This window comes from Curtobacterium sp. PhB172 (assembly GCF_003752545.1).
Lineage (GTDB): Bacteria > Actinomycetota > Actinomycetes > Actinomycetales > Microbacteriaceae > Curtobacterium.
The window spans coordinates 150034-162614 of the sequence record NZ_RKIF01000012.1 but is presented as its reverse complement, the minus strand read 5'-3'; the positions used below and the strand labels follow the sequence as shown (position 1 = coordinate 162614).

The 12581-nt window shown below is 73.5% G+C and carries 11 protein-coding genes; 8 read left to right on the top strand and 3 right to left on the bottom strand.

Features of this window, described 5'->3' with window-relative positions:
• Positions 1-175: 175 nt before the first annotated feature.
• Entirely contained in the window at positions 176-1081 is a 906-nt protein-coding gene (locus EDF42_RS17750; protein ID WP_123673741.1) for an SDR family oxidoreductase, read from the bottom strand.
• 109 nt (positions 1082-1190) lie between these two features.
• On the opposite strand from EDF42_RS17750, the gene EDF42_RS17745 reads away from it, so the two are divergent.
• The 3 genes from EDF42_RS17745 (at position 1191) to EDF42_RS17735 (ending at position 4222) form a co-directional block, all read left to right on the top strand.
• Entirely contained in the window at positions 1191-1763 is a 573-nt protein-coding gene (locus tag EDF42_RS17745) for a TetR/AcrR family transcriptional regulator (protein ID WP_123673739.1), read from the top strand.
• Positions 1764-1852: 89 nt separating this feature from the next.
• Entirely contained in the window at positions 1853-3031 is a 1179-nt protein-coding gene (locus EDF42_RS17740) for an acyltransferase (RefSeq protein WP_185041047.1), read from the top strand.
• A gap of 9 nt (positions 3032-3040) precedes the next feature.
• Positions 3041-4222: an NAD(P)/FAD-dependent oxidoreductase gene (locus tag EDF42_RS17735; RefSeq protein ID WP_123673735.1), complete on the top strand. Its 1182-nt coding sequence runs from the start codon at positions 3041-3043 to the stop codon at positions 4220-4222.
• Positions 4223-4285: 63 nt separating this feature from the next.
• Here the strand turns inward: EDF42_RS17735 and EDF42_RS17730 are convergent, their stop codons facing one another.
• Both EDF42_RS17730 and EDF42_RS17725 read right to left on the bottom strand, forming a co-directional pair.
• Positions 4286-5155: a UbiA family prenyltransferase gene (locus EDF42_RS17730; RefSeq protein ID WP_260235561.1), complete on the bottom strand. Its 870-nt coding sequence runs from the start codon at positions 5153-5155 to the stop codon at positions 4286-4288.
• Positions 5152-6075 (bottom strand): DMT family transporter, encoded by a 924-nt coding sequence (locus EDF42_RS17725; protein ID WP_123673731.1) that lies wholly within the window; start codon positions 6073-6075, stop codon positions 5152-5154. Before EDF42_RS17725 ends, EDF42_RS17730 begins: the two co-directional genes overlap by 4 nt.
• Before the next feature lie 71 nt (positions 6076-6146).
• Here EDF42_RS17725 and EDF42_RS17720 point away from each other — a divergent pair, with 71 nt between their 5' ends.
• From EDF42_RS17720 to EDF42_RS17700, 5 genes are all read left to right on the top strand, one after another.
• Complete coding sequence (locus tag EDF42_RS17720) at positions 6147-6995, top strand: LysR family transcriptional regulator (RefSeq protein WP_123673729.1); 849 nt, start codon at positions 6147-6149, stop codon at positions 6993-6995.
• A gap of 45 nt (positions 6996-7040) precedes the next feature.
• On the top strand, positions 7041-7853 hold the full coding sequence (locus EDF42_RS17715; protein ID WP_123673727.1) for a fructosamine kinase family protein: 813 nt from the start codon (positions 7041-7043) through the stop codon (positions 7851-7853).
• Between the two features lie 207 nt (positions 7854-8060).
• Positions 8061-10235: a glycosyltransferase family 39 protein gene (locus EDF42_RS17710; protein WP_260235560.1), complete on the top strand. Its 2175-nt coding sequence runs from the start codon at positions 8061-8063 to the stop codon at positions 10233-10235.
• 35 nt (positions 10236-10270) lie between these two features.
• Positions 10271-10993, top strand: coding sequence for a response regulator transcription factor (locus EDF42_RS17705; RefSeq protein ID WP_123339010.1), 723 nt, complete (start codon positions 10271-10273; stop codon positions 10991-10993).
• Positions 10990-12555 carry a cell wall metabolism sensor histidine kinase WalK gene (locus EDF42_RS17700; RefSeq protein ID WP_185041043.1) on the top strand — a complete coding sequence of 522 codons (1566 nt, stop codon included), beginning with the start codon at positions 10990-10992 and terminating at the stop codon, positions 12553-12555. Before EDF42_RS17705 ends, EDF42_RS17700 begins: the two co-directional genes overlap by 4 nt.
• Positions 12556-12581: the final 26 nt, after the last annotated feature.

Genomic DNA, 12581 nt, shown 5'->3' with positions numbered 1-12581 from the left:
CTGCTCACCATGCGCCGTGGTTCGGACCGGCGACGGCCGGGAGGCGCGGGGCGGGGCCGCCACGGGCCTCCCGTCCGTTGCCGGGGCGCGTGGGGCTGGCGCCGACTCGGAACGACCATGTCGACGTCGTGCGACATCGAACTCGTCGTTCCGAGTCGGGCCCGAGCCGCGTCGCCTACGCGACCCGCACGCCGGAGTAGGCGCCGGCGGCGATGTCCTCGAGCAGCCCAGGGCCGGTGGGCTCCCACCCGAGGAGCTCCTGGGTAGCCTCGGACGTGGCAGACATCTCCATGCCGAAGAACCGGCCGATGAACCCGAAGTGCGTGTCCGCGTCAGCCGGGTCGATCGAGGTCACCGGCAGCCCGAGGACCTCACCGATGGCCTCGGCGATCGCGCGTGTCGGGATCGCGGTCTCGGCGACGGCGTGCAGCCGCGTGCCGGCCGGGGCCTCCTCGAGCCCGAGGCGGACGAGCCGGGCGGCGTCGGTGACGTGCACGGCGGACCAGCTGTTGGTGCCGTCGCCCACGTAGCCCGAGACGCCGCGCTGCTGGGCTGCCCCGACGATCGCGGCGATGAAGCCGTGATCACCGGTGCCGTGCGTGGTGGGGCTGAACCGGGCCGCGATCGTGCGCACCCCCTGGTCGACGAAGTCGAAGCCGCGGTTCTCGCTGCCGCCGCGCATGCTCTCCGGGCCGACGAACGGGTTGGCGTCCGCTTCGGTCGAGGGGCGGCTCTGGGCGAGCCCGGCGACGCCCGACGCGAGGACGAACGGGCGGTCGGTGCCGACGAGCGCTGCACCGATGGTCTCGACGGCGGCCCGCTCGCTGGCGTTCGTGGCGGCGGCGTTCGCCCAGTCGTGCTTGTTGGCGAGGTGCAGGACGCCCTCGGCCTCGGCGGCTCCGCGGCGGATGGCGTCCAGGTCGTCGAGGTCCCCCCGGACGACGGTGACGCCCTTCGCCTCGAGCGCTGCGGCCGAGGCGTCGGACCGGGCGAGCCCGGTGACGGTGTGTCCGGCGGCGAGCAGGTCGTCGACGGTGTGGGAGCCGATCCAGCCGGAGGCCCCGGTGACGAACACGTGCATGAGTGGTCCTTTCGCAGGCGTCCACGGCGCTGATGTCATGAACTGACATCACCGTAGCACTCGATGTCAGCCGCTGTCATCAAGGTGTCCTGATCAGTAGACTCTGCGCATGGCTCGATGGCAACCCGGAACGCGTGAACGACTGCAGGCGGTCGCGCTGCAGCTCTTCGCGTCCGAGGGATACGACGGCACCACGGTCGCGCGGATCGCGGCCGAGGCCGAGGTCACCGAGCGCACCTTCTTCCGGCACTTCGCGGACAAGCGCGAGGTCCTGTTCGCCGGCCAGGACGACTTCCTCGCGATGTTCGTCGACCCGATCACGGCCGCCCCGGCCGACGCGGCACCGTTCGACCTGGTCGGACGCGCCCTCGACGCCGCCGCCGGGTTCTTCCCCGAGGACCGCCGGTCGTGGTCGCGGGCCCGGCAGACGATCATCGACGCGAACGCAGCGCTCGGCGAACGGGAGCTCGGCAAGCTCGCCACCCTGAAGGCACGCCTGGGCGAGGTCATGCGCGAGCGCGGCGTCCCCGAACCGGCGGCGACGATGGCCGCCGAGACCGCCGTGACGGTGTTCCACCTGTCCTTCGCCCAGTGGATCGCCCCGGGTGAGGACCGCCCGTTCGCTGCGATCGTGCACGAACGACTCGACGCCCTGGCGACGCTGGTGCACCCCGGGCGTTGAGTCGGCTCTTACCTGCCGCGCGCATCATGTGACGATCCGGTCACGACGCGTCCCGCTGCCGTGGCCTCGCGATCGCGCAGGAGGTGCCCGTGACGACCGACGTGCTCTCGCCCGAGCGGGTCCACGCGACGACGGCGCCTGGCCACCCGACGGGCCGGACGCCACCGCCCCCGCTCACCCACCGAGCACCCGCCCTCGACGGACTCCGGACCATCGCGATCCTCGCCGTCGTCCTGTACCACCTGCACGTCCCGCAGTTCGAGGGCGGCTTCATCGGCGTGACGGTGTTCTTCGTGCTGTCCGGCTTCCTGATCACCACGCTGCTGCTCGGTGAACGCCGACGCACCGGTCGTGTCCGGCTGGGATCGTTCTGGCTCAAGCGCCTGCTCCGGCTCTACCCCGCGCTGCTCGTGTTCGTCGCGGTGGGCCTGCTGCTGTGGAACTGGGTCGGTGACTACAAGGGCGCGTCGTTCTCGGCCGGCGAGGCAGGGGTCATCGCCCTGACCTACACCGGCAACCTCTTCCGCGCGTTCTGGGACACCACGCAGGGTGTGTTCGCGCACACGTGGAGCCTGTCGATGGAGGAGCAGTTCTACCTGGTCTGGCCACCCGTGCTCATCCTGCTCGCAAGCTTGCGGGCCCGACGGCGCTGGCTGCTGACTGGCCTCGGCGTCCTGGTGGTCGGGGCGTCGGCAGCATCGTGGGCGAGTTACCGGCCCCCGAGCGGCGGCGCCACCCCCGACGTGTACTTCTCGCCGGTGCTCGGCGTCGTGCCGCTCGCGATCGGGTGCGCGCTCGCGTTGCTGCTCGACGACGAACGGGTGCGCGTCCGGGCAGCCGGGGTCGCCGGACACGTCGCGACCTGGACGGGCCTCGGTCTCCTGGCGGGTGTGCTGCTCTGGATCGACGACGACTGGACGCAGCACGCCTGGACCTTCGGTGTCGTCCTGCCGGTCACCGGGTTGATCTCGGCGGTGCTCGTCGGTGGCCTGGTGTCGGTGCGCTCGCCCGTCGCCACCGCGCTCAGCTGGACCCCGGTGGCGTGGTTCGGACGACGGGTGTCGTACTCGGCCTACCTGTGGCACCCGCTCGTCATCGCGCTGCTCGGCACGTTCGCGATCGGCGCGTGGGGCACGGTCGGTCTGGTCGGCGTCGTGCTGCTCGTGTCGATCGGTGCCGCCTACGCGGTCGAGGTCCCGGTCGAACGTCTCCGGCACCGTCTGCGCTCGAGCACCGCAGCTGGACGCACCTCGACCACCCGACCGTAGGCTCGGCCCGTGACCACGGAGCGCACCGACGTCCTCGTCGTCGGCGGTGGTCCCGTCGGCCTCTTCCTCGCCGCGCTGCTGGCTGCCCGGGGCATCGCCGTGCAGGTCTGGGAGCGTCGCCCCGGTCCACCAGAGGGCTCCCGCGCCATCGGCATCCACCCGCCGTCCCTCGATGCCTTCGCTGCGATCGGGCTCGACGTCCCGGTGCTCGCCGAGGCCACCCTCGTGCACACCGGCGTCGCGCGGAGCCGGGGGCGGACGCTCGGCACGCTGACCTTCGACCGCGCCTCGGACACCCACCCGTACGTCGCGACGCTCGACCAGCACCGCACCGAGTCACTGCTACGGGACCGGCTGGCCGCTGCCGACGGAGCAGCGCTGCGCACCGGGACGACGGTGACCGCCCTGTCCCGGCTCCGTGACCACGTCGACGCGGTCGGCACCGGCCCGGACGGCGCACCGGTCACCGTGCGCGCCGCCTTCGTGGTCGGGGCCGACGGCGCACGGAGCGTCGTCCGTGACCTGCTCGGCATCGGCACCACCGGACGTGACTACCCCGACCGCTACGTGATGGGCGACTTCGCCGACCCCGAGGGCGCCGACGCCCGGACCGCCGCCCTGGTGGACGTCGGCCCCGGAGGCGTCGTCGAGTCCTTCCCCCTGCCGCACGGTCGGCGCCGGTACGTCGCCCTCGTGCCGGACTCGCTGGCGTTCGCCCCGAGCGGCGCGACGCCCGACCCGGAGACAGCGGCACGACTGGCCGCGATCGTCGCCGCACGCACCGGCGTCGTCCCGGAACCGGCCTCGTGCACGATGCTCAGCGGTTTCCGGGTGCGGCGCCGCGTCGCCGACCGAGTCGGGGTCGGCCGGGTCGTGCTCGTCGGCGACGCCGCGCACGAGATCAGCCCGATCGGCGGGCAGGGCATGAACCTCGGCTGGCTCGACGCGGCCGAGCTCGCGCCGTTGCTCGCCGGCGCGGTCCGGACCGGCGTGGCCGGACCGTGGCCCGGCTACGCCGCCCGCCGGCAGGCAGCCGCCCGCCGTGCGGCCCGGCAGGCCGAGGCGAACATGGGGCTCGGTCGTCCGCTCGGTGCCGTCTCGACCATCGGACGGGAGGCGCTGCTCCGGACGGTCCTGTCGCTGCCGACCGCGCACGGCCTGGCCCGGCTCTACGCCATGCGCTGGGCCTGACGGCTCGCGTCGGCGCCGCGGAAGCGCGTCAGGCGAGCCGCGCGGTGCCCGCACGGAAGTGCGTCAGGCGACGAGTCGCGCCCCGGCGAACCCGAGCTCGACGACGAGCACCAGGGACGACGCGATGACGAGCCGGAACAGGGTGCGCGATGCCCGTCCCGCCAGCACCAGCCGGACCCCCACCACGGCGAGCGCCAACACGACGACCGCCCCGAGCACGGCGAGCACGACCCCGATGTCGCGGACCGGGTCGTCACCGAGCACCTGCCCGCCGAGCACCAGGCCGGCCGCGACGACGAGCGACCCGAACGCGACGATGCCGGCTCCCCGGAGCCCGAGGCGGTGCGGGAACCCCCGGACCCCGGTGGCGGCGTCGTCGATCAGGTCGGGCAGGACGTTCGTGCAGTGGATCGCGACGCCGAACACCGCACCGGTGGCGATCGCCCACCACGCCGGCCACAGCTGCTCGGGACCGGCGGACACCGCGACCACGGGCAGCAGCCCGAACGCGACGACGAACGGCACGACCGACCACACGGTGCGCTTCAGCCCGGCGTCGTAGGCCCACCCGGCGGCGACGAGCACCAGGTGCGCCACGGCGGCGACGGGCCCGAGGAACAGCGAGAGGACCACAGCGGCACCGGCCGTCACGAACGCCGCCGTGCGGACCGTCTCCACCGCGATGAGCCCGCGGGCGACGGGCTTGTCGCTCCGGCCGACGGCGCGATCGCGGTCGGCGTCGATCCAGTCGTTCGCCAGGCCGATCGACAGTTGCCCGGCGACCACCGTCAGCGCGACCAGGAGCACGAGCCACACGGGGTGTCCGACGGCCGCGGCGATCACAGCGGCGAGCACCGTGACCGTGACGGTCGGGCCAGGGTGGGACGAGGCGAACAGCAGTCGCACCACATGGGGGTCCCGGCCGGAGGTCACCCGGCCAGCGTACGGGCGGGGCGTGCCGGGCGACGCAGACTCCGACGGCCGAGCACTCCCGAGGCCAGCGCGATGCCGAGCAGCACGACCAGTCCGCCCACCGGCTCGTTCCACCGCACGCGCTCACCGAGCACGAGCACGCCGAGCGCCACGCCGACCACCGGCGTCAGGTAGGTGACCGTCGACGCCCGACCGGCGCCCCACGCCTGGACAAGGCGCGTGTTCCACGCGTAGGCCAGCCCCGTGCCGACGCAACCGAGCGCGACCATCGCGGCCACGATCCTCCCGTCCAGCTGTACCGGGCCGGTGGCGATGGCGGGCGCGACCAGCAGGAGCATGCCGGACGCCAGCGTGAGCTGCACCGTCGCGATCGTGACCGGGTCGTACGCGCTGCCCACCGCCACCCGCCGCAGGTAGGCGAGCCCGATGCCGTAGGAGGCGGTCATGCCGAGCAACGCGACCTGTCCCGGGACGCTCGCCAGGACGGCCGGGTCGCCGAGCAGGTCCCACGGACCGACGAGCACCAGCACCCCGACGATGCCGACCACGATCCCGGCCACCTGCCGGCCCCGCAGCCGTTCGGAGGGCACGAGCACCGCGAGCGCCGCCAGCGTCATGATCGGGGTCGTCGCGTTGTAGATGCTCGCGAGCCCGGACGGCACGGTCTGCTCGGCCCACGCCATCAGCGACGACGGCAGGGCGTTCAGGAAGAACGCGACGACCGCCAGGTGCGCCCACACGCGGGGTTCCCGCGGCCAGCGACAACGGGTCGCGAGCAGCAGCACGACGAGCGTCACGCCGCCCAGGACGGTCCGGACGGTGGCGACCTGCTGCGGTGCGAGTCCGTCGAGGCCGATCTTCGCGAAGAGGAAGCTCGAGCCCCAGGTGAGGGCGACGAGACCGTAGAGGAGGGCGTTCATGTGGCCTAGTGTCGAACCACCAACGCCCATGCGGCAAACGCATGGGGTTCATGCTGACATGAGGAGCACGCATGACCGTCTCGGTCCCCCAGCTCCGTGCGTTCGTCGCCACGCTCGACGCCGGGTCGTTCACGTCCGCGGCCTCCGTGCTCGGCGTCGGCCAGTCCGCCGTGTCCCACGCCGTCGCCGGGTTCGAGCGCGAGGTCGGCGGCCCGGTCGTCCGGCGCGGCGCGGTCGCCGTCCCGACACCCCTGGGCGACCGCCTGCTCGCCCACGCCCGCAGCGTGCTCGCCTCGGTCGACGCCCTGGAGGCAGTGGTCCGGCCCGCCACGGCGCGCGGCACCGTGCGACTCGCGGCCGTCCCCACCGTCTGCCAGGGCCTGCTGCCGCGGCTCCGCGAGCTGTGGGCGGTGACGTTGCCCGACGTCGACGTGCAGGTCTACGAGGGCGACGACGACGAGATGCCCGAGTGGCTCGAGAGCGGCACCGTGGACGCCGCCGTGCTCGTCGACCCCGCGCCGGTGCCGGCCGGGGGCGTCGTCGTCGCCCGGGACGAGATGGCCGCCGTCGTGCGGCGCGACCACCCGCTCGCCGAGCTGCCCGCGCTCACGCTCGACGACCTGCACGAGGACGGCCTGGTCGCGGGCGGCGGCGGGTGCGAGTACCAGATCCAGAAGCTGCACGAGCTCGACGGACGCCCCTTCCGGTACGCCCACCGCGTGCGGGAGATGAGCACCATGTTCGGGATGATCGAACGGGGCGAGGGCGTCTCGATCGTGCCGACGCTCGGCCGGGTGATGCTGCCGCCGGACCTCGTGATGGTGCCGATGGCGCGGCGCCTCGAGCGGACCCTGGTGCTGAGCGGCCCGTCGTCGCGCGAGTGGCACCCGCTGGCGAGGGCGCTGGTCGACGCGGTCTGACGACCTGCTGAACGGACGACGGGGACCCCTCGGCAGGATGGACCGATGGCCGAGACGCACGTGAAGACCTTCACCACCCCGGACGAAGCGGCAGCCGAAGCCGCCGGCCTCGGCTGGCTCGCCGAGGCCGAGGACGTGGGCGGCACCAGGATCGCGCGGGTGCTGGGCCGGCCGAGCCCGACCGTGCTCGACCTCGAGCTGATCTCCGACGGCTCCCCCACCGCCGCACAGGCCGAACGCTTCGGACGCTCCCTCGCGCACACCCACGCCGCTGGCGCCGACCACTGGGGCGCACCCCCCGCCGGCTGGACGACGGGCTCGGCGCTCCGGATGGGGCGGTCCCGCACGCCGTTCGTCGACGCCGCGCACGCACCGACCACCTGGGGTGCGTTCTTCGCCGAGTACCGGATCCGCGACTTCGTCCGGCGCATCGTCGACGCCGGCGGGTTCGACCACGCCCAGGCGGCCGTGTTCGACCGGGTCGCCGACCGGGTGCAGGACGGCACGCTCGGGTCGCCGCAGCCCGCACTCGTCGGGGACCGTCCCGCGCGGTTGCACGGCGACCTGTGGGCCGGCAACGTGCTCTGGCCGACGGACGCGTCCGAACCGACCGGCGCGGTGCTCATCGACCCGATCGCGCACGGCGGGCACGCCGAGACCGATCTCGCGCTGCTCGGACTGTTCGGGCTGCCGCGCCTCGAGACGGTGCTCGCCGCCTACGACCGGGAGTCGCGGCTCGCCGACGGCTGGCAGGAGCGCGTCGAACTCCACCAGCTCGCGCCGCTGCTGCTGCACGTGTTCCTGTTCGGCGGGACCTACACGGGGGCCGCGCTGCACGCGGCGCACCGGTACGCCTGACCGAGCACGGTGCGGGTTCTCTCGCTCGGTGCGAGGTTGCGCGCTCCGTGCGGCGCTACAACCGCGCACCGAGCGGTCAACCCCGCACGGGCCGGACGACCGCGCACGGTGCGCCGCGCCGGCCGCGCCGGCCGCGCCCGACGTTCCTTAGGCCGCGCACAGCCGGCACAGTGCCGCGTTCGGGGAACGCCCCGGATGCTCATCGACATGACCACGTACCCGGTACCCGTGACCGATCGACGCGATGCCGCGCACACCGACGCGCAGGATCGGCGTCGCAAGCCGCTCGCCCGCCTGTTCCTCGGCGAGCGCGAGGACGCCCGCTGGCTCCGGCCGGCGTTCTGGGCGCTCCTCGCCGTGACCGCCGTGGTGTACCTCTGGGACCTCAGCGTCTCGGGGTACGCCAACAGCTTCTACGCCGCCGCCGTGCAGGCCGGCACGAAGTCGTGGGAGGCGTTCTTCTTCGGCTCCCTCGACTCGTCGAACTTCATCACGGTCGACAAGCCCCCGGCGTCGCTCTGGGTGATGGTGGTGTCCGCGCGGCTGTTCGGCTTCTCGAGCTTCAGTCTGCTGCTCCCCCAGGCGCTCATGGCCGTGGGCTCGGTCGCGCTGGTGTGGGGCACGGTCCGTCGCACCCTCGCCCGCGTCGGCACCACCACCGCGAACGTCGGCGCGCTGCTCGCCGGCTTCGTCGTCGCGGCCACGCCGGCGGTGGCCCTGATGTTCCGCTTCGACAACCCGGACGCGATGCTCGTGTTCCTGATGACCGCCGGCGCGTACTGCACCGTGCGGGCGCTGCCGCGGGGCAGCTGGAAGTGGATCGCGCTGGCCGGGGTCGCCCTCGGCTTCGCGTTCCTGACGAAGATGCTGCAGGGGCTGCTCGTCCTACCGGCCTTCGGCCTCGTCTACCTGTTGGCCGCCCGCACCACCTGGGGCAAGCGCGTCATCGGGCTGCTCATCGCCGCGGGGTCCCTCGTGGTGTCGGCCGGCTGGTGGGTCGTCGCCGTGTGGCTGTGGCCGGCGGAGTCCCGCCCGTACATCGGTGGTTCGACGAACAACACCGTCCTCGACCTGGTGTTCGGCTACAACGGCCTCGGTCGGATCTTCGGCGGCTCGGGCAACGGTGGCGGAGGCGGTGGCATGACCGGCGGTACCGCGGGTGGCTCCTTCGGTGGCTCGACGGGCCCGAACCGGCTGTTCTCGTCCGAGATGGGGCTCGAGATCTCGTGGCTCCTGCCCGCAGCGCTCATCGCGCTGGTGGTCGGTCTGGTCGTCGTCGGACGCCGTCACCTGGCCGACCCGGCCCGCGCCGGACTCGTCCTGTGGGGCGGCTGGCTCCTGGTCACCGGACTCGTGTTCTCGTACATGTCCGGCACGATCCACCCGTACTACACGGTCGCGTTGGCACCGGCGATCGCCGGACTCGTCGGCACCGGCGGCGCACTGCTCTGGCACGCACGGGAACGCTTCCTCGGCCGCATCGGCCTCGCCGCGATGATCGGCAGCACCGCCTTCTGGGGCTGGTGCCTGCTGAACGAGAACCCGACGTGGCTGCCCTGGCTCCGCTGGGTGATGCTGGCCGGCGGCCTGCTGTCGGCAGCGCTGATCGTGATCGGCAGCATCCCGACGCTGCGGAAGCTCGTCACGGTCGGCGTGCTCGCCGGCACCCTGTTCGGGCTGTCCGGCACCACCGCCTACGCCCTCGCCACGACGACCGTCGCGCACTCCGGTTCGATCCCGAGCGTCGGTCCTGCGGGCAGCAGCTCCGGTGGGATGGGCGGCGGCACCGGTGGCTTCCCGGGAGGCACGGGCGGACCGGGTGGGTCGACCTCCGGCTCCGACGACGGCGGCTCCGACAGCACGTCCGACTCCCAGCAGGGTCCCGGCGGGACCCCGCCGGAGGGCGCGTCCGGCGAGGCGCCGGAGATGCCGGACGGCACGTCCGGCACGGCACCGGGCAGTGGCCAGGACGGCACGGACGACGCGACCTCCGAGGGTGGGTCGGGGACGGGCCTCCAGACCGGGGGCGGTGGCGAAGGTGCGTCGACCTCGTCCGCCCTGCAGGAGCTGCTCGAGGCGTCCGACGCGAAGTGGGCGGCCGCCGTCAACGGATCCCAGTCGGCCGCGCAGCTCGAACTCGACACCGACACCGCCGTGATGGCGATCGGCGGCTGGTCGAGCGACCCGGCACCCACGCTCGCCCAGTTCAAGGCGTACGTCGCCGACGGGGACATCGGCTACTACGTCTCGTCCGGCTCGGGTGGCGGCGGGATGGGCGGCGGGTCGTCCACCGCCTCGGCGATCCAGGAGTGGGTCGCGGCGAACTACGAGTCGACCACGGTCGGCGGGCAGACCGTCTACGACCTGAGCACCGCCAAGTGATCGACGACGAGGGCGCGGTGGATAGGCTCGCGGGCGTGACCGGCCAACCGCTGCAGCGCACCGACGGCACCCCCGTCCGCGCCCTCGTCGTCGACGACGAGCACGCCCTGGCCGACGCCGTCGCCCTGGCGTTCGAGGGGGACGGCTGGGCCGTGCGAGCCGTGCACCGCGGGCGAGACGTCCTGTTCGCCGCGCGGGAGTTCCAGCCCGACGTCATCGTCCTCGACGTGATGCTGCCGGACATCGACGGCTTCGAGGTGCTCGAACGGCTCCGCGACTCCCGCGACGCCGTCCGTGTGCTCTTCCTCACCGCGCGCGACGCCCCGGAGGACCGGCTCGCCGGACTCACCGGCGGCGGCGACGACTACCTGACGAAGCCCTTCGGCATCGACGAGCTGCTCGTCCGGGCGCGGATCCTGGCACGGACCTCCGCTCGGGTCGCTGCGGTGGGCGGGAGCGCTGAGGTGGTGGTCGGTGACCTCCGCCTCGACGAGGACGCCCGCGCCGTCAGCCGTGCCGGCGAACCGATCGAGCTCACCCCGACCGAGTACGAGCTGCTGCGGCACCTGGCGCGGAACGCCAACCGGGTGCTCTCGCGGGAACAGCTGCTCGCGGGCGTCTGGGGCATGGACTTCGGGTCGTCGTCGAACCTGGTCGACATGTACGTGTCGTACCTGCGGAAGAAGCTCGACGCCGGACGCGAGCCGATGCTGCAGACGGTGCGCGGGGCAGGGTACGTCTTGCGGCCGACGACGTGACCCGCCCCGGGAAGGCGATCCGGGCCCGTCCGACCCGCGCCGGACGGGTGCCGTCGTTGCGGTGGCGGGTCGTGGCGGCCGTCGCGCTCCTGCTCGTCGCGACGAACGTCGTCGTCGGAGCGGTGACCGTCGTCGCGTTCCGGGGGTACCTGGTCGACCGCCTCGACGCGGAGCTGTCGACGGCGGCGAACCGGACCGTCGGCGGCCGGGACGGTGCGGACGCTCCCACCGGCCCGCCGCCCGGGTCGTCGTCCGGATCGTCGTCGGACCGTCCGGATCCGGACAACGCCTTCATCGGGGCGCCGGGGCAGTCCGCCGGCACCGTCGTCGCGATCGTCCGCGACGGCGATGTCGTGCTCGGCGGGTACACCGACAGCGACGGCGACCAGCACGGGCTGTCGTCGGCGCAACGGCAGACGCTCACCGCGGTCGACAGCGGCGCCGACCCGGCGACGATCGACCTCGGCTCGCTCGGCACCTACCGGGTGCAGGCGGTCGGGGACGACGGCGACGTGTTCGTCACCGCACTCCCCCTCGGTGACCTGAACGCCGCCATCGCCCGCCTGTTGCTCGTCATCGGGATCGTCACGGTGCTGGGCCTCGTCGTCGCCGCGTGGGCCCTCGCGCTGCTCGTGCGGCGGTCCCTCCGACCGCTCGAACGCGTCGCCGCGGTCGCCTCCGGGGTGACCGACCTCGACCTGGAACGCGGCGACACCGACATCCCGGTGCGGGTCGCCGATGCCGACCTCACCGCGAACCGCGAGGTCGGGCAGGTCGGCACCGCGCTGAACCGGCTGCTCGGGCACGTCGCCCGAGCCCTGACGGTGCGCCGCGACGCCGAGGCCGGCATGCGGACCTTCGTCGCCGACGCCTCGCACGAGCTGCGGACGCCGATCGCGACCGTCCGGGCCTACGCCGAGCTGACCGCGCGCTCGTCGGACCTCGACGCGATCCACCGGAACGTCGACCGGATCGGCCGGGAGGCCGTGCGGATGGGCGACCTCGTCGAGGAACTCCTGCTGCTCGCGCGGCTCGACGCGACGGCCCTGGCGTCCGGGGCTCCGGTGTCCCCGATCGTGCGCGAACCCGTCGACCTGACCTCGATCGTGGTCGAGGCGACGATGGACGCCCGGGCCACCGCGCCCGGGCACCGGTGGACCCTGCAGATCGTCGACGACCACCCGCTGACCGTGACGGGCGACGTGGAGCAGCTGCGCCGCGTCGTGACGAACCTGCTCGCGAACGCCCGGACGCACACCCCGACCGGCACCGCGGTGGTGGTGTCGTTGCAGCGGATGGGGCCGTCCGGTGCTGGTGCGGCCGCTCGCCTCGTCGTGGCCAACGACGGGCCGCCGATCCCCTCGGAAGCCCTTCCGACCCTGTTCGACCGGTTCACCCGGGGTGAGGCCTCGCGGACCCGTGCGCAGGGACAGGGGACGAGCGGCCTCGGGCTGGCGATCGTGCAGGCCGTGGTGTCGGCGCACGGCGGGAGCGTGCGGGTGGCCTCCGGCCCCGGTCGGACGGCGTTCACGGTGGACCTGCCGGGGCAGTCCGCTTCGTGACGTCCGCCTCGCCCGCTTCGTGACGT